15 protein-coding genes are annotated in these 16,767 nt (G+C 64.2%); 5 read left to right on the top strand and 10 right to left on the bottom strand.

Features of this window, described 5'->3' with window-relative positions; translation table 11 throughout:
- Positions 1-19: 19 nt before the first annotated feature.
- From BM019_RS09305 to BM019_RS09275, 7 genes are all read right to left on the bottom strand, one after another.
- Complete coding sequence (locus BM019_RS09305) at positions 20-874, bottom strand: alpha/beta hydrolase (protein ID WP_062823209.1); 855 nt, start codon at positions 872-874, stop codon at positions 20-22.
- Entirely contained in the window at positions 871-1,677 is an 807-nt protein-coding gene (locus BM019_RS09300) for an alpha/beta fold hydrolase (protein ID WP_085530200.1), read from the bottom strand. Before BM019_RS09300 ends, BM019_RS09305 begins: the two co-directional genes overlap by 4 nt.
- Before the next feature lie 114 nt (positions 1,678-1,791).
- Positions 1,792-2,235 (bottom strand): hotdog fold thioesterase, encoded by a 444-nt coding sequence (locus BM019_RS09295; protein ID WP_007931583.1) that lies wholly within the window; start codon positions 2,233-2,235, stop codon positions 1,792-1,794.
- 30 nt (positions 2,236-2,265) lie between these two features.
- Positions 2,266-3,933 carry an AMP-binding protein gene (locus tag BM019_RS09290; protein WP_092418099.1) on the bottom strand — a complete coding sequence of 556 codons (1,668 nt, stop codon included), beginning with the start codon at positions 3,931-3,933 and terminating at the stop codon, positions 2,266-2,268.
- A 230-nt stretch (positions 3,934-4,163) separates the two neighbouring features.
- On the bottom strand, positions 4,164-4,613 hold the full coding sequence (gene sixA, locus BM019_RS09285; protein ID WP_009047787.1) for a phosphohistidine phosphatase SixA: 450 nt from the start codon (positions 4,611-4,613) through the stop codon (positions 4,164-4,166).
- Positions 4,610-4,957, bottom strand: coding sequence for a DUF4389 domain-containing protein (locus tag BM019_RS09280; protein ID WP_007931570.1), 348 nt, complete (start codon positions 4,955-4,957; stop codon positions 4,610-4,612). Before BM019_RS09280 ends, sixA begins: the two co-directional genes overlap by 4 nt.
- A gap of 18 nt (positions 4,958-4,975) precedes the next feature.
- The gene (locus tag BM019_RS09275; protein ID WP_009042808.1) at positions 4,976-6,001 is read right to left on the bottom strand and encodes an NAD(P)H-dependent glycerol-3-phosphate dehydrogenase; all 1,026 of its coding nucleotides are present in this window, start codon (positions 5,999-6,001) and stop codon (positions 4,976-4,978) included.
- Between the two features lie 194 nt (positions 6,002-6,195).
- Here BM019_RS09275 and BM019_RS09270 point away from each other — a divergent pair, with 194 nt between their 5' ends.
- The 5 genes from BM019_RS09270 to fabB all read left to right on the top strand — a co-directional run bounded on the left by BM019_RS09270 (position 6,196) and on the right by fabB (position 13,144).
- Positions 6,196-8,319, top strand: coding sequence for a TonB-dependent receptor plug domain-containing protein (locus tag BM019_RS09270; RefSeq protein WP_092418098.1), 2,124 nt, complete (start codon positions 6,196-6,198; stop codon positions 8,317-8,319).
- 1 nt (position 8,320) lies between these two features.
- Positions 8,321-9,250: an ABC transporter substrate-binding protein gene (locus BM019_RS09265; RefSeq protein WP_175510607.1), complete on the top strand. Its 930-nt coding sequence runs from the start codon at positions 8,321-8,323 to the stop codon at positions 9,248-9,250.
- Positions 9,247-11,148 (top strand): ATP-binding protein, encoded by a 1,902-nt coding sequence (locus BM019_RS09260; RefSeq protein ID WP_009042805.1) that lies wholly within the window; start codon positions 9,247-9,249, stop codon positions 11,146-11,148. Before BM019_RS09265 ends, BM019_RS09260 begins: the two co-directional genes overlap by 4 nt.
- Before the next feature lie 248 nt (positions 11,149-11,396).
- On the top strand, positions 11,397-11,912 hold the full coding sequence (gene fabA, locus BM019_RS09255) for a 3-hydroxyacyl-[acyl-carrier-protein] dehydratase FabA (RefSeq protein ID WP_007931558.1): 516 nt from the start codon (positions 11,397-11,399) through the stop codon (positions 11,910-11,912).
- A gap of 11 nt (positions 11,913-11,923) precedes the next feature.
- Positions 11,924-13,144 carry a beta-ketoacyl-ACP synthase I gene (gene fabB / locus BM019_RS09250; RefSeq protein ID WP_092418097.1) on the top strand — a complete coding sequence of 407 codons (1,221 nt, stop codon included), beginning with the start codon at positions 11,924-11,926 and terminating at the stop codon, positions 13,142-13,144.
- Positions 13,145-13,305: 161 nt separating this feature from the next.
- Here the strand turns inward: fabB and BM019_RS09245 are convergent, their stop codons facing one another.
- From BM019_RS09245 to BM019_RS09235, 3 genes are all read right to left on the bottom strand, one after another.
- The gene (locus BM019_RS09245; RefSeq protein WP_009042804.1) at positions 13,306-14,931 is read right to left on the bottom strand and encodes a methyl-accepting chemotaxis protein; all 1,626 of its coding nucleotides are present in this window, start codon (positions 14,929-14,931) and stop codon (positions 13,306-13,308) included.
- A gap of 137 nt (positions 14,932-15,068) precedes the next feature.
- Complete coding sequence (locus BM019_RS09240; protein ID WP_092418096.1) at positions 15,069-15,533, bottom strand: DUF3859 domain-containing protein; 465 nt, start codon at positions 15,531-15,533, stop codon at positions 15,069-15,071.
- A 112-nt stretch (positions 15,534-15,645) separates the two neighbouring features.
- Positions 15,646-16,647, bottom strand: a complete 1,002-nt coding sequence (locus BM019_RS09235) for an amidohydrolase family protein (protein ID WP_092418095.1) — start codon at positions 16,645-16,647, stop codon at positions 15,646-15,648.
- Positions 16,648-16,767 lie beyond the last annotated feature (120 nt).

Raw genomic sequence — 16,767 nt, 5'->3', positions numbered from 1 at the left:
GACAGTTGCCCGCTGCAAGTCAAGAAACGGCGAAAAACCTATTGAAACAGTCTGCAACAAGGATCGCGCCGTCTTCGTCGTTCAAGTGCAGGTGATGGCCACCGGGCAGCTGTTCCCGGCTGAAGGGTAGCCGCTCCAGCAACTCCGGGTGCTTGGCCAGCATGCCGTCGGCCGCCACCACCAGATGGGCCGGACAGGCCAGGCGCTGGACGAACGTCAGGGCCTGCTCCTGGGTCAGGCGCAGCGGCGAAGCCAGGGTCAGGCGGCTGTCGCTGCGCCAGGTGTAGCCCCCCGGGACCGGCATCAGGCCGCGTTGCGCGAGCAGCTCGGCGGCTTCGCGGCTGACCGCGACCATGCCCTTCATCCGCGCCTCGATGGCGCGGTCCAGGGTGGCGTAGACCGGCTTGCGCTTGTCCCGCAGGTCCAGCTGAGCCTGCAGGGCCATGCCCATGCGCTCGGCGGCGTTTTCCCCGCTGGCGGTCGGCGGAATCACCCCATCGATCAGCGCCAGATGGCTCACCCGCTCGGGCAACGAGCCGGCCAACACCAACGAGACGATCGCCCCCAGGGAATGCCCGAGCAGGCCAAAGCGTTTCCAGCCCAGTTGCTCGGCGACCTGCAAGACGTCATATACGTAATCCCAGAGCGCATAGCTGGCGCCCAGGGGGCGGTGTCCGGAATGGCCATGCCCGGCCATGTCCAGGGCGACGATGCGCAAGCCAGGCAATCTGGGCGCCAGCCGCGCGAAGCTGTTGGCGTTGTCCAGCCAGCCGTGCAAGGCGATGACCGGCAGGCCGTCCTCGGGGCCGAACAGGTGCGCCGCCAGCTCGATATGCGGCAGGCTCAGGCGGACTTCTTCCACCGCGGCGCTCATGCGCAGCTCCGTTCGGCGCGAGCTTCCCAGCGGCTGAAGAGTTTTTTCAGCAGGGCCGCGGTGTCCTGCGGGCGCTCCAGCGGGAACATGTGCCCGCCCGGCATGCTCAGGGATTCGCCATGGGGCATGCGCCCGACACTGCTGGCGTGGTGCTTCATCACCACCCGGCTCTGCCGCCCGCGCACCACCGCCAGCGGCACCTTCAACTGCCGGGGGCGGCCCGGGCTGGTGTGCGGCACGCCGCGATAGATGCTGATCTCGGTGGCCGGGTCGAAACGCAGCCGCAAACGGCCGTCGACCTGATGCAGGCCATGTTGCAGGTAGGCGTCGAAACACTCGGGGTCGAAGCCGCGGAACAGGGTCTTGCCGGCAAAATACTTGCGCGCCGACTCCAGGTCGCTGAACTCCTCACGGCGGCCCAGGGTCCGCCCGGCGGGGGTCAGGCGATCGATGAAACCGAACCGCTTGGCGGCGCGAATCACCCATTGATCGGCGCGGGTCAGCACCGGCGAGTCGAGCATCACCACCCCGCGATACAGCTCCGGGCAGCGCAGCGCCGCATGCAGATGCAGGACGCCGCCGAAGGAATGGCCGACACCCCACACCGGCTCGGCCTGCTGTTGCAGATGGTGGATCAGTTCGTCCACCAGGTTCAGCCAGTTGTCGTCCGCCGGAAAGCGCGGATCGTGGGCGTGCTGCTGCAAATGCGCCACTTGATATTCGGGGGCCAGGGCGGCGAACAACTTGCCATAGGTACCCGAGGGAAATCCGTTGGCGTGAGTGAAAAACACCTGTTGCGACATACCGGCTAACTCATGAACAAAAAACGATGGCTGATTGTCCGCATGCCATTAGCCGGCGGCAATGACAGTAACGGTCAAGAATGATGACACTCCGCTTCAGCCTATGGGTACCCCTCAACGTGCCGGAGGCGTCTGCCCCAGCGGCACCACGGCCATGGTCAGGCGCGATACGCAGCTGGCCTTGCCTTCGTCGCTACAGAGGCGGATATCCCAGACATGGGTGGTACGCCCGATATGAATCGCCCTGGCCACCGCCGTCACCCGGCCGGAACGCAGGCCGCGCAGATGGTTGGCGTTGATCTCCAGGCCCACGCAGTAGAACTTGCTGGCGTCGATGCACAGGTAACTGGCCATGGAGCCGACCGTTTCCGCCAGCACCACCGAGGCACCGCCATGCAGCAGGCCATAGGGTTGGTGGGTGCGATGGTCGATCACCATGCTCGCGGTCAGGGATTCGTCGTCGAAGGACTCGAAGCGGATGTCCAGCACCTCACCGATGGTGTTTTTCTGGATCGCGTTCAGTTGCTCGATGTTCGGGGTGGTACGCCATAGGCTCATCACTGCATCCTTTTGGGTGGTTATCCGCGCTCAATCCTGCCACAGCACCGCTTCGGAGCGCTCGCTCCACTCTTTGAAGCGCTCGCCGTAGGTGGCTTCGATGACATTGCGCTTGATCTTCAGGGTCGGGGTCAGAAAGCCGTTCTCCACCGCCCAACTGTCCTTCACCACCACCAGGCGGTGCAAGCGTTCATGTTTGTCGAGCGCGCCATTGACCTCGTCAAGCAGGCTTTCCAGGCTCGCATACAGGCCACCACGGGCGTTGCCTGCGGCGTCCTGCAAACCGGCCGCGGACAACACGCACAAGCCCAGCGGCGCGCTCAGGCCATCGCCGACCACACACACCTGCTCGATCCGCGAATGCACCGCCAGGCGGTTCTCGATCGGCGCCGGGGCCACGTACTTGCCCTTGCTGGTCTTGAAGATCTCCTTGAGCCGCCCGGTCAGGCGCAGATTGCCGTCGGCGTCCTGCTCGCCCTTGTCGCCGGTACGCAGGAAACCATCCGCGGTGACGGTTTCCGCGGTCTTCTGCGGGTCCTTGAAATAGCCGAGCATGGTCGCCCCGCTACGCACCTGGACCTCTCCGGACTCGTCGATCCGTACCTCGACGTCCGGGCAGGGCCGGCCGATCCAGCCGGGTACATGCTGGCCGCTGCGGCCGATATGGGAATAACCGCAACTTTCGGTCATGCCGTACACCTCCAGCACGTCGAGGCCCAGGCGCTGGTACCAGTCCAGCAGGGTCTGCGGCACCGGCGCGGCGCCGGACAAGGCGACCCGCAGGGCGTCCAGCCCCAGCCCGGCCAGCACCTTGTGCCCGACCCGCTTGCCGATGAAGGGCAGGCCCAGCAGGAAGTCCAGGCGCTTGGCCGGGACCTTGCTGTACACGCCCATCTGGAACTTGCTCCAGATCCGCGGCACGCCGAACAACGCCGTGGGCCGCGCCCGCTGCAAGTCGGTGAGAAAGGTCTCCAGGCTCTCGGCGAAGAACACCGTCTGCCCGGTATAGATCGCCGCCAGCTCGACGAACATGCGCTCGGCCACATGGCACAGCGGCAGGTAGGACAGCAGCCGGTCCGTCGGCCCAAGGCCGAACAGCTGGGTGCCGCGTGAAGCGGCGAAACCCAGGGTGCCGAAGCTGTGCATCACGCCCTTGGGCAGGCCGGTGGTGCCCGAGGTGTAGATGATGGTCGCCAGTTGCTCGGCGGCGGGGTTGGGGTCGTCCTGGATCGGCGAGCACTGCTGCAACTCGTCCCAGGTGAAGTCGAAGCGGCCTTCAGGGCAGATCGGCAGGCTGATGGTCGGCAGCCCGGGTTTCACGCCGGGGGCCATCGCCGGCCAGTCGTCGAGCTTGCCGATGAACACCAGGGCCGACTCGGAATGTTCCAGCACCTGGGCCACCGAATCGGCGGTCAGGTTGGGATACAGCGGCACGGAAACGTGACCGGCCATCCAGATCGCCAGGTCGGCGATGATCCAGTGGGCGCAGTTCTTGGAGATGATCGCGACATGACTGCCCGGCGGCAGCTCGCGGGCACGCAGCCAGTGGGCGGCGCAGCGGGCCTGGTGGCCGACGTCGGCCCAGGTCAGCTCCTCGACCCGGCCACCGCACAGGGGCTGGACCAGGAAACGTTGGCGGGGATGACGAGCTTCGCGCTCGTAGAACACTTCCAGCGGCAAACGAAAAGCAGCAGACATGCGACTCGCTCCTTTGTTTTTGTTCTGATCGTGAGGCTAGCCAACCAAGCACTTGCTCGGGCGACTATTCCACGCACAAAGAAACGCCGCAAGTTAAGAAATGTAGCGAAAAGCACAGATCGTGGTAGGACCGAGGCTTGCCCGCGATGAAGGCGGACGCGCTGCTTCGGACAGTCCGCGCCGCTTCCTTTCGCGGGCAAGCCTCGCTCCTATCGTTCTGGGATTCAGGCTCAGGGATTCTTGATGCTGTTGAGGGTCATCAGGCCGGCCAGCGGCCAGTCGCCTTCAAGTTCCGCCAGGCCCGCGGTGTGCATCGGCTGGGGATTGCGCAGATGGCCGTGCTGCAGGAGGCCGATCAGGTTGCCCACCAGCGGCTGGTGGCTGACCAGCAGCACGTTGTCCGCGGAGTCGAGCTGGGCGACCACCGACAGTGGGTTATTGTCCGGCGTCAGCCAGGATACGGTGCGGATGTCCGCTTCGAAGCCCAGGGCTTCGCGTACCAGCTTCGCCGTCTGCTGCGCCCGCGCATAAGGGCTGGCGATGATCGCGCTGAGCGGCTGGCCGATCAGGTGCGCGGCGCTGCGCAGCGCTTCCTCGCGGCCATGCTCGGTCAGGTTGCGCTCGGCATCGCTGCGCGCGTGAGGCTCGGCTTCACCGTGACGCAGCACCCAGAGCTTCACAGCTTGGGCTCCTCGTCCCGCACCGGATGGGGCGCCGGTGGCACCACATGCGGCGCTTCGCCTTCAGGCGCGCGCGGGGCCGGCCAGTCGGCGAACGGCCAAGGCTTCTGGTCGGTGTGGAAACTGCCGAAACGACCGATCTGCGCCAGGAACTGGCTCAGGCTGTCGCCGAAGTTCATCAGGCTGGCACTCGGCGAGCCGTAGATCAGCCGGTAGATCAGCTGTACCAGCACCAGCGCGCCGAGGATGAATTGCGCCACTTGCCAGACCAGCACGAACACCAGCATCCACAGCACACGCAGCAGGATGGATTCGTACTTGGCTTCGGAATTCGTATCGTTCATGTCTCGCTCCTGTCCTGCTCAGTTGAAACCACTGGGGGAGATAAAGTCGACATCGGTTTTCGGCTCGCCACGCATCAGCAGTTCGATGACCTGGTTCAGCGTGCGCCCCTCAAACAGGATGGCATGTAATCCGGCCACCAGCGGCATATATACGCCCACTTCCTGCGCCTTGACCTTGAGCACCTTGAGGGTGTTCACGCCTTCGGCCACCTCGCCGAGCCGGTCCACCGCCTCTTCCAGGCTCAGGCCTTCGCCCAGGGCGAAACCGACCTGGTAGTTGCGGCTCTTGGGCGACGAGCAGGTGACGATCAGGTCGCCAACCCCCGCCAGGCCGAGGAAGGTCATCGGGTTGGCACCCTGGCTGACCGCGAAACGGGTCATTTCCGCCAGCGCCCGGGTAATCAGCATGCTCTTGGTGTTTTCCCCCATGCCCAGCGCCACGGCCATGCCGGCGATGATCGCGTAGACGTTCTTCAACGCCCCGCCCAGTTCGACGCCGAAGCGGTCGGCGCTGGCATAGACGCGGAAGGTCCGGCCATGCAGGGCCGCCTGCACGCGCTGGCAGAGTTCTTCGTCTTCGCTGGCGACCACGGTGGCGGTCAAGGCGTGTTCGGCCACTTCGCGGGCCAGGTTCGGCCCGGACAGCACGCCGATCCGCGCTTGCGGGGCGATCTCTTCGAGGATTTCGCTCATCAGCTTGAAGGTCTGCGCCTCGATGCCCTTGGTCAGGCTGACCAGCAGCTTGCCGGCGAGCAACTGCGCATGGGGCGCCAGCACCGAACGCAGGGCGCTGGAGGGCAAGGCGACAAAACACAGGTCACTGTCGTTCAGGGTGGCCAACAGATCGGTCACCGGCTCCACCGCCGGATGAATCTTGATGCCTTTGAGGTAACGCGGATTTTCGCGATGAATGCGAATGGCCTCCGCCTGCTCCGGGTCACGCATCCACTGCCGCACCCGATGACCGTTCTCGGCCAGCAGATTGGCCACGGCGGTACCAAAGCTTCCGCCTCCCAGGACCGCGATAGGGCGCTGTTCAGTCATATGCAATCCGTCAATCCATACAGTGGCGATGGCGGCATTATACGGGGCGGCCCTGCGGCGGCCAGCCCTGTGAACAATTAGGCACAAATGCCGGGAAAACACCGATTAGGACGGGGAATGTCGGGGTTATCGACTGGAAAACCCGGTCATCTCGGTTAACATGCGCGGCAATTACTCGTTATCAAGGCTGTGCCGTGTATCCTGGCCCTCCCCTCTCCCGCCCATCCCTGTTGCTGGCGCTGCTTTGCAGCACCCCGGTGCTGGCCGACGATCTGTTCCTGGACAGCCAGCCGCTGCCGGAAGTCCTCACCGCCACCCGTCTGAAACAGTCCCCTGCGGCCGTGCCCGGCAGCATGACCGTGCTCGACAGCGAACTGATCAACGCCAGCGGCGCCCGCGATATCAGCGAGCTGCTGCGCCTGGTGCCGGGGATGATGGTCGGCAATATCAGCGGCAACCAGGCCGCGGTGAACTATCACGGCACCAATGCCAGCGAAGCGCGCCGCATGCAGGTGCTGATCGATGGGCGCTCGGTGTACCGGGCGGGCCTGGCCACCGTGGACTGGAGCGACATTCCGGTGGCCATGGAGGACATCGAGCGCATCGAGGTGTTCCGCGGCCCCAATACCGTCAGTTACGGCGCCAACGCGCTGATGGCAGTGATCAACATCATCACCCGCTCGCCCGCCAACAGCCACGGCACGCGGATCAAGGTCACCCGCGGCCAGCGCGGCATCAGCGACTGGTACGCCAGCCAGGGCACCGGCTGGGACACCGGCGACCTGCGCCTGTCGCTGTCCGGGCAGGAGGACGACGGCTTCGACAGCGACCGCAACGGCGCCGACTACCGCGACAGCCGACGCTTGAACCGCTTCAGCCTGTCGGTCAGCCAGATGCTCGACGAGCGGCAGAGCATCGACTGGCAACTCAGCGCCAAGGAAGGCAGCAACCAGCGCCCCTATACCTACCGGCCGGTGTTCTCCGGCATCACTTCGGCCGGCTACAACTCCGACGTGATCGCCAAGGACTATGCCGGCTCGCTGCGCTGGAACCTCGACATCAACCCGGACCACAGCCTTTATATCCAAGGCTCGGCCCAGCACTGGGACCGCCAGCAGAACTGGCGCGCCTGTGACGCCGAGGTGTCGTTCAGCCCGGAACTGACGCGTCTCTGGCAGCTCAACCCGAACTACGCCGAACTGCTGGCCCGGCACATGGACAATTTCACCGGCTCCGGCGCCCCTCCAGGCACCGCGGCCGAACAGGCCCTGGCGAACCAAGTGCTGACGCAATGGAAGGACGGCGCCAAGCGCACGGTCTGCGGCGATATCGACCAGAGCGCCCGCGAATCGCGCTACGACCTCGAACTGCAGGACACCCTGAGCCTGTCCGATGGCGTGCGCCTGGTCAGCGGCCTGAACTATCGCTACGACCGCGCCGACTCGCAAACCTATTTCAACGGCACCCTCGACGACAGCACCTGGCGCGCCTTCGGCCAGCTGGAATGGCGCGCCACCGAACACTGGCTGCTGCAGGGCGGCGCCATGTTCGAAGACTCACAGCTGAGCGGCAGTTCGCTGACCCCGCGGGTGGCGGTCAACTACCTGATCAACCCGCGCCACGGCCTGCGGGCGGTATATTCGGAAGCGATCCGCTCGCCGGACATGTTCGAGAACAATGTCAACTGGAGCTACCGGGTCACCAAGCTGAGCCCAACCGCCTACGGCCAGCCCAGCGCCCAGTACTTCGTCAAGACCCGCGGCCCGGGCAACCTCGACCAGGAACGCATGCGCTCGCGGGAGTTGGGCTACAACGGCTTTTTTGCCGATCTCGGGCTGAACCTCGACGTGAAGCTGTTCTACGACGAAATCAGCGGGATGATCAGCGAGCCGCTGCGCAACAACCAGTACATCGCCAGCAACAGCAACGCCTCACGTTTTGCCGGCAGCGAAACCCAGCTGGACTGGCGCCTGAACCCGGCGGACCGGCTGCGCCTGACGTACGCCTATGTCGACGCCGAGGCCAGCAACCCGCTGGACGAGCAATTGACCGCGCGCCACAGCGGCTCGGCGGGCTGGTTGCGCGACTGGGGCCAGGGCTGGTCCAGCGCGCTCTTCTACTATGGTTCCAGCGCACTCAACGGTTATCGCTTCGAACGGGTCGATACCCGCGTCGCCAAGCGTATCCCCTTGGGCAAGGGCAGCCTGGAGCTGGCCGGCGTGCTCCAGCAACGGCTCGACGACGAGCCCACCACCTTTGTCGACAACAACTATGACTCGCACCACGTCCTCTACTTCAGTGCGGAGTTGACGTTCTAGCATGAGCCACCGTCAGTCAGGGATGACGCCTGCCTTGAACCGTTTCCGGGTTCGCCTGCTGCTGTTCTGTTGCCTCTGGGGTGCATTCCCCGCATGGGCGGCCCAGGTGTTGCTGACCGGCGCCGAAGACAGCGCCGGCGTGCAGGCTTTTGCCCAGGCGCTGGCGCAACAGCGGCCACAGGACGACGTGCGCTTCGAGCTCCTGGCCAACCTGCCTGCCCCCGGTCAATTGCCAGCGGGCACCCGGCTGATCCTGCTCGACCCGGCCAGCCTCGAATGGCGCCAGCAGGAGGCCCTGGGCCCGGCCACGCTGGTGTTGCGCATCGGCCGGATCCAGGCTCAGCAGCGCCTGGGGACAACGTCTTCGCCCCGGTTGAGCCTGTTATGGAGCGACCCGCCGCTGGCTCGGCAATTGCGGCTGATCCGCAAGATCCTGCCCCAGGCCCGGCGGATCGGCGTGCTCTACGGCGCCGACAGCGAATTCCTGCTCAAGGAGCTGCATCAGGCCGCCCATCCCCTGGGGCTGGAAATCGTCGCCGAACGCTGGGACGACACCAATGACAGCCGTCCGCTGCAAAGCCTGCTGAAAAGCAGCGACGTCCTGCTGGGGCTGGACGACCCGCAGCTGTACAACCCGAAAACCGCGAAGAACCTGTTATTGAGCAGCTATGCCCGGCAACTGGCGCTGATCGGCCCCAATGCCGGCTTCGTCAAGGCCGGCAGCCTGGCTAGCACCTACAGCGACCAGAACGACTGGCTGCAGGTGCTCGACGATTTGCTGGACCGACCCACGACCCACTGGCCGCGTACCCTGTATCCGCAACCGTTCAAGGTGTTGAGCAACCCGCAGGTGGCACGCTCCCTGGGCGTCGAACCGATAGACGAGAAATCGGTGGCGACCCAGCTGGCCGAAGGAGAAAAACGCCCATGACCTTCCGTCGCCGTTGGGACATCAGTACCCGCACCCAGATCATCTGCCTCGGCCCGGCGCTGCTGCTGACCCTGCTGCTGATCAGCTTCTTTACCTTCGTGCGGATCCAGGATCTGCGCCAGGAGCTGAACCACACCGGCCAGTTGATCGCCAACCAGCTGGCGCCGGCCACCGAATACGGGGTGATCTCGGGCAACAGCGAAGGTCTCGAGAGTCTGCTCAAGGCCACCCTGGCCACGCCCCACGTGCGCTTTCTCGAAGTCCAGGACAGCCGCAACAAGATCCTGGTGTACGTCGAGCAGCCTTCGGAGACCCACCACCGCTCACAGCAGGTCGAAGTGTTCCAGGCCCCGGTGCGCCTGCAACGCATCCAGCTCAGCAACGATTTTTTCCAGGACGACCCGAGCGCCAGCGTGAGCCCCAGCGAGGACTATCTGGGGCGGGTGATCGTCGGCATGTCCAACGACGCCTTCAGCCAGCGCCAGCAGGAGATCCTGTTCAAGGCCGGCATCCTCGCGCTGTTCGCCCTGCTGTTCACCTTCCTCCTGGCCCGCCGCCTGGCGGCCAGCCTGTCGCAGCCGATCAGCGCCATGGGCACCGCGGTCAAGGCCATTCAACAGGGTGACTTCAAGACCCCGCTGCCGATCGTCGACGATGCCGAGCTGGGCGATCTTTCGCGGCATATCAACAACCTGGCCGCTGGCCTCGAGCAGGCCAGCCGCGAACAGCACCAGGCCATGGCCCAGTTGATCCAGACCCGCGAAGAAGCGGAGCGGGCCAACAATGCCAAGTCGGACTTCCTGGCGATGATGAGCCATGAACTGCGCACGCCCATGAACGGCGTGCTGGGCATGCTGCAACTGCTCGAAACCACCGAAATGACCGATGAACAGCACGAATACGCGGCGCTGGCCTCCGAGTCCACCGAGCACCTGCTCAAGGTGATCAACGACATCCTCGACTTCTCGCGCATCGAGCGCTCGGCCCTGGAGCTGGAGCACATCCCGTTCAACCTCGCCGAACTGATCGGCAGCTCGGCCCAGGCCTTCCAGCACAGCGCCGCGCAGCGCGGGCTCGACCTGCAGCTGCGACTGCCGCCCGGCATGGAGTCGCTGCAGGTCAAAGGCGACCCGACGCGCATCCGGCAGATCCTGGTGAACCTGATCGGCAACGCCTTGAAGTTCACCGAGCAAGGCAGCGTCACCGTCGAGCCGCAATGGCAGGCCCTGGACCATGAGCTGCTGTGGTTCACCTGCAGCGTGCGCGACAGCGGGATTGGCATCAGCACCGAAAGCCTGGAACTGATGTTCAACGCCTTCCAGCAGGCCGACAGTTCGATTTCCCGGCGTTATGGCGGCACCGGCCTGGGGCTGCCGATCGCCCGCACCCTGGCCGAACGCATGGGCGGCACCCTGCGCGCCCAGAGCGAGGAAGGCCGCGGCTCGGTGTTCACCCTGGAGATCCCGCTGGCGCTGTACCAGCAAAGCCTGCCAGTGCTGGCGCCGCGGGTGCACAGCGGGCATGCCCATGGCGAAGGACGCAACGTGCTGCTGGTGGAAGACAACCCGGTCAACCAGACCGTGATCCAGGCCATGCTGCGCAGCCTGGGCTTCACGGTCAGCATCGCCACCGATGGCGCCCAGGCCATTCGCAGCGCCGAGAGTCTGATCTTCGATGCGATCCTGATGGATTGCCGGCTGCCGCTGATCGACGGCTACGAGGCCACCCGACAGATCCGCCAACTGCCCGGATGCGCCGACCTGCCGATCATCGCCTTGACCGCCAACGCCTTGCAGGGCGACCGCGAAGCGTGTTTGTCGGCGGGAATGAACGATTACCTGGCCAAGCCGTTCAAACGCACGGATCTGCAGCAAATTCTCCAACGCTGGGTGCAGTAGCGGCCACTTATCGACCATCTGCGACTGGCGTGGCGGGCGAAAGTGCGGCAGTCTTAGGCACCCGAACAGGCCCCTCACAGGGTCTGTATAATAATTTCAGTGCACAAGTGTACATTCATGTCCCTTGTGCTGTGACTTTCACCACAACGCAATAGTCTATGAGTAGGCTGCCGGCTCGAGGCATGAACGCTTCGATCGGCCGGGAAGATTTGCCCCACCCTGCCGCATGGGACTATTGAGGAGCTCGCATGACCAAACAAAACGCCTTTACTCGGGAAGATCTGCTGCGCTGCAGTCGCGGTGAGCTGTTCGGCCCAGGTAACGCGCAACTGCCCGCCCCGAACATGCTGATGGTGGATCGCATCACTCATATCAGCCAAGAGGGTGGCAAGTACGGCAAAGGTGAATTGGTCGCCGAGCTGGATATCACCCCTGACCTGTGGTTCTTCGCCTGCCACTTCGAAGGCGATCCGGTGATGCCGGGCTGCCTGGGCCTCGACGCCATGTGGCAACTGGTCGGCTTCTTCCTGGGCTGGCAAGGCCTGCCGGGCCGCGGTCGCGCCCTGGGCTCGGGCGAAGTGAAGTTCTTTGGCCAGGTGCTGCCGACCGCTAAAAAAGTCACCTATAACATTCATATCAAGCGCGTCCTCAAGGGCAAGCTGAACATGGCCATCGCCGATGGCTCGGTCAGCGTCGACGGCCGCGAAATCTACACCGCCGAAGGCCTCCGGGTCGGCGTTTTCACCTCCACTGACAACTTCTAAGGGTTATCCGCATGCGCCGCGTCGTTATCACTGGTCTGGGCATCGTTTCGTGCCTGGGCAATGACAAAGAGACCGTCTCCGCTAACCTGCGTGCAAGTCGCCCTGGCATCCGCTTCAACCCGGAATATGCCGAAATGGGTCTGCGTAGCCAGGTTTCCGGCTCCATTGACCTCAATCTCGAAGAGCTGATCGATCGCAAGATCTATCGCTTTGTCGGCCACGCGGCGGCTTACGCCTACCTGGCCATGAAAGACGCGATCGCCGACTCCGGCCTGACCGAAGAGCAGGTTTCCAACCCGCGTACTGGCCTGATCGCCGGCTCTGGCGGCGCCTCTACCCTGAACCAGATGGAAGCGCTGGACATCCTGCGCGAGAAAGGCGTCAAGCGCGTCGGCCCATACCGCGTGACGCGGACCATGAGCAGCACCGTTTCCGCCTGCCTGGCCACGCCGTTCAAGATCAAGGGCCTGAACTACTCCATCGCTTCCGCCTGCGCCACCAGTGCTCACTGCATCGGTACCGCCATGGAACAGATCCAGATGGGCAAGCAGGACATCGTGTTCGCCGGTGGCGGTGAAGAAGAACATTGGAGCCAGTCATTCCTGTTCGACGCCATGGGCGCCCTGTCCAGCAAGCGCAATGAGACCCCGGAACAAGCCTCCCGCGCCTACGATGCCGACCGTGACGGCTTCGTCATCGCCGGCGGTGGCGGCATGGTGGTGGTCGAGGAGCTGGAACACGCCCTGGCCCGTGGCGCGAAGATCTACGCCGAAATCGTTGGCTACGGTGCGACGTCCGACGGCTACGACATGGTGGCGCCAAGCGGCGAAGGTGCAATCCGTTGCATGCAGATGGCCATGTCCACTGTCGACGCACCGATCGACTATCTGAACACCCACGGCACCTCGACTCCGGTCGGCGACGTCGCGGAAATGAAAGGCGTGCGTGAAGTGTTCGGCGACAAGGCTCCAGCCATCAGCTCCACCAAGAGCCTGTCGGGTCACTCCCTGGGCGCCGCCGGCGTTCACGAAGCGATCTACTGCCTGCTGATGATGGAAGGCAACTTCATGGCAGGTTCCGCCAACATCGACGAGCTGGACCCGGAAGTGGCCGACATGCCGATCCTGACCAAGACTCGCGAAGACGCCACCATCAACACCGTGATGAGCAACAGCTTCGGCTTCGGCGGCACCAACGCCACCCTGGTCCTGAAGCGCTGGCAGGGCAAGTAAGCCCCGCCGCTTCGCCGCATGAAAAACGCCCCGACTGGTTCGGGGCGTTTTTTATTGGGCGGCAAAACCCTCTCCGCAGGAGCGAGCTTGCTCGCGATCAGCGCCATCCGACACACCGCATCGCGAGCAAGCTCGCTCCTACAGGTATGGAGAACGCGGGTTCAGACCGAGAAACGCGCCACCAGGGTGTTCAGGTCTACCGCCAGCCGTGACAGCTCCTGGCTCGCGGCGCTGGTCTGGTTGGCCCCGGCCGAGGTCTGCATGGCCAGGTCGCGGATGTTCATCAGGTTGCGATCCACCTCCCGAGCCACCGCCGCCTGCTCCTCCGAGGCGCTGGCGATCACCGTGTTGCGCTCGTTGATCAGGGTGATCGCCCCGGCGATTTCCTCCAGCGCCGCCCCCGCCGCCTTGGCCAACTCCAGGGTCGAGCGGGCCCGACTGTTGCTCTGCTGCATGGAACTGACAGCCTGCTCGGTGCCCAGCTGAATGCCGCCGATCATCTGCTCGATTTCCTGGGTCGATTGCTGGGTGCGATGCGCCAGCGCCCGCACCTCGTCCGCCACCACCGCGAACCCGCGACCGGCATCCCCGGCCCGCGCCGCCTCGATGGCGGCATTCAGGGCCAGCAGATTGGTCTGCTCGGCCACCGAACGAATCACATCCAGCACCTTGCTGATGCCATACACCTTCTGCGCCAGCTCTTCGACCTGGGAGGCGTTGGCAGTCACGTCGTCGGCCAGGGACTCGATGGACTGTACCGTCTGGCGCACCTGCTCACGCCCATGCTGGGCAATCAGGTCGGACTGGCGGGAGGCTTCGGACGTTGCCACGGCATTGCTGGCCACCTCCTCCACCGCGGCGGTCATCTGGTTCACCGCGGTCGCCGCCTGTTCGATTTCCTGGCTCTGCTGGTGCAGGCCGCGGGTGGCGTCCTCGGTCACGCAACTGAGCTCCTCCGAAGCGGAAGCCAGCTGGCTGGAAGAGTCGGAAATGCGTCGAATGGTCTCCCGCAGGCTGTGCTGCATGGCCTTGAGCGCCTGCAGCAGGCGCGCCGGCTCATCCTTGCCACTGATGCGAATGTCCTCGGTCAGGTCGCCGCCGGCCACCACCTCGGCCACGTTCAGCGATTGCGCGAGCGGCAGCACGATGCTGCGGGTAAGCAACAGGGCCAGGACAATGGTCATCAGGCCGGCCACCACGATCATCACCACCACCCAGACCTTGGCGTTGCTGAACACCGCCCTGGCCAACTCGGTGGCCAGGTTGGCGTTGTGCCGGTTGAGGGCCACCAGCTCATTGAGGGTGCCCGCCAGCTCATCGGCCAGCTGGCTCATCTCGCCATTGACCACCGCGACCGCATCCTCGACCCGCCCCTGCTGCGACAGCGCCATCACCTGATTCTGATACTCGAGGTAGCGCTTCTCGGCGGCTTTGTAGCGATCGAACAGCACACGCTCTTCCGGCAGCACAATCAGCGCGTTATAGCGCTCCTGGGCCACCGTCATGCCGCGCTTGATCTCATTGAGTTTGCTTTCGTTCTGCGCCAGGGCCTGGGGGCTGCGGTTGACCAGCAAGCGCAGAGTCAGCGCACGGACCCGCAGTAGGTCCTGATTCATTTCGCCCACCGACATCACACTGGGTAGCCAGTTGTTGTCGACCTCGTCGGACTGCGCGCGCATGTTCGACATCTGCAGCAGGGCGAACGCCCCCAGGCCGAACACCATCAACGCCAGCAGGCCGAAGCCCAGGCCCGCCCGCGGTGCAATGTTGAGACTCCTGATGCTCATTCTCCGGTTCCTTCCAAAAGCGCTGCATTCGCCATACAGCGGGCTGCTCTTGAAGGTATCGGGTCGCGGAAAATTTGCTTAAGACGAAAACGTGATATCAAAACGCCCAAGCACTCCGATGCCTGGGCGTAAACGATTCAGCGTACAGTAAAACGCTGCTGGACCAACAAACGGTCGCCTTGGAATACCATGAAACGCCACTCGCCGGGGATCACCTCATGACTCTCGGTGAACTCATAGGCCATGATGTCCTGCGGCGCGCCCGGCACCAGTTTCTGGGTCACTTCGAGCTTGTCGTGACGCTGGCCATCCGGGGTACGGATGCCCGGCGTGAAATACAACAGGGTCAGCGGCACATCCTCGGCCACCTTGCCGGCCAACTGATAACGCAGGCCGAACTTGGTGCCCAGCCGCGCGGGCACGATCTCGGTCTGCTCGATGTTTTCGTTGCTGCGCCGCAGCACCCGCTCACCCGACTGCAACGCGGCCTTCGGCCCCTCGAACACACCATATTCCACCGGTCCTTCGACACGGACTTCAGCACTGGCAAGGCCACTGAGCATCATCAGCGCCGCCAATGCGCTTAAACAGGTGAGGTGCATATCGCGCTCCTTGATTGAGATGGCGCGAGCCTATGACGCAGGCATGACAGGCTGATGACAAACCTGCATCGCCAGCGCCTTGGCAACGCCCGCGCATTGGAGCCACCCAGGATCAACGAGCGCGCGGCAGCACGGCGAGGAAGTTGTCCCGGGCCACCTTGCGCGCCACGGCCTCCGGCAAGGCATCGAGGAAGGGATCGAAGCCGCGCATTTCCCGCCCCAGCTTGTTGAAGCGCCCGACAACGTCCGAACCCAGCATGAACCGCTCGGGAAAGCGCTCCACCAGCTTCAGCCACTGCGCCCGGGGCATGCCCTGCTCATCCAGCAGATACGGCCTGAGCACGCTCCAGGACAGATCGATGTAGAGGTTGGGATAAGACTCGAGCATCCGCGCCAGGGTCGGCAGGAGAAAATCCAGCTGCACCTGATGCCGGTGGATCTCCATGCTGGTGCCCGCGTGGGCCCAGATAAAGCGCGTGTGGGGATGATTGCGCAGCGGCTCTTCGATTTCCGCCAGGTACAGCGGGTTCTTCTCGCGCTTGGAGGTGATGTTGGAATGCAGCATCACCGGCAGGTCGTTTTCCGCCGCCAGGTGATAGATCCGCGTCATCGCCTCGTTATTGGCCCGTGGCGTATCGCCGGAGGTCAGCGCGGTCAGGTCGTCGTGGCGGGTGAACACCTCGCCGATGCCCTGCCATAGCCCCGGGTTGAGGTCGAGCATGCGCTGGATATGGGCGTCGGAGTTCTTGTCATTGGGGTTGAAGCCGGAGAGGAACGGATGAAAATGCTGGCGCTGCTCGGGCGTCAGGCGGTTCACCGCGGCGGCGACAATCACATCGGTGGCGCTGTACCAGTAGGCCTCGGCGTCGTCGCCGGCGTAGTAGCGCGGCCGTTTGGGCTCGTCTTCATGCCATTTCTTGGCCACCGGGATACCGGAAATCATCACATGCTCGATGCGATTGTCGGCCATGGCCTTGAGCAGCTTGTCCATGCCCGCCGACTCCTGGAAAAAGTCGACGTAATGCAAGTGAGCATCGCTGTAGGCGTAGTCGCGGGCCTGGGCCCAGGCGCTCGGCAGCAGCAACAGCAAGGTGCTCAGGTAGATCCAGGGCATGGGCGGGCTCCCGTCGGTTGACGCTGGGTAGACCCTGCCCCGCAGGTGACGGTTCAGAAAAAGGGGAACGCACGGCAAGCGTAATGCTCTATAACTGCACCACCTTTCAATGTCTGTTCC

It is taken from the genome of Pseudomonas sp. NFPP07, assembly GCF_900115645.1.
GTDB classification, from domain to species: Bacteria; Pseudomonadota; Gammaproteobacteria; order Pseudomonadales; family Pseudomonadaceae; genus Aquipseudomonas; species Aquipseudomonas chlororaphis.
This window is presented reverse-complemented; position numbering and strand designations above follow the sequence as displayed.

Bases quoted from the DNA above. Each gene is read 5' to 3' on its own strand.
- BM019_RS09305 (WP_062823209.1), bottom strand. From the start codon at position 874: ATGAGCGCCGCGGTGGAAGAAGTCCGCCTGAGCCTGCCGCATATCGAG.
- BM019_RS09300 (WP_085530200.1), bottom strand. From the start codon at position 1,677: ATGTCGCAACAGGTGTTTTTCACTCACGCCAACGGATTTCCCTCGGGT.
- BM019_RS09295 (WP_007931583.1), bottom strand. From the start codon at position 2,235: ATGAGCCTATGGCGTACCACCCCGAACATCGAGCAACTGAACGCGATC.
- BM019_RS09290 (WP_092418099.1), bottom strand. From the start codon at position 3,933: ATGTCTGCTGCTTTTCGTTTGCCGCTGGAAGTGTTCTACGAGCGCGAA.
- BM019_RS09280 (WP_007931570.1), bottom strand. From the start codon at position 4,957: ATGAACGATACGAATTCCGAAGCCAAGTACGAATCCATCCTGCTGCGT.
- BM019_RS09275 (WP_009042808.1), bottom strand. From the start codon at position 6,001: ATGACTGAACAGCGCCCTATCGCGGTCCTGGGAGGCGGAAGCTTTGGT.
- BM019_RS09265 (WP_175510607.1), top strand. From the start codon at position 8,321: ATGAGCCACCGTCAGTCAGGGATGACGCCTGCCTTGAACCGTTTCCGG.
- BM019_RS09260 (WP_009042805.1), top strand. From the start codon at position 9,247: ATGACCTTCCGTCGCCGTTGGGACATCAGTACCCGCACCCAGATCATC.
- fabA (WP_007931558.1), top strand. From the start codon at position 11,397: ATGACCAAACAAAACGCCTTTACTCGGGAAGATCTGCTGCGCTGCAGT.
- fabB (WP_092418097.1), top strand. From the start codon at position 11,924: ATGCGCCGCGTCGTTATCACTGGTCTGGGCATCGTTTCGTGCCTGGGC.
- BM019_RS09245 (WP_009042804.1), bottom strand. From the start codon at position 14,931: ATGAGCATCAGGAGTCTCAACATTGCACCGCGGGCGGGCCTGGGCTTC.
- BM019_RS09240 (WP_092418096.1), bottom strand. From the start codon at position 15,533: ATGCACCTCACCTGTTTAAGCGCATTGGCGGCGCTGATGATGCTCAGT.
- BM019_RS09235 (WP_092418095.1), bottom strand. From the start codon at position 16,647: ATGCCCTGGATCTACCTGAGCACCTTGCTGTTGCTGCTGCCGAGCGCC.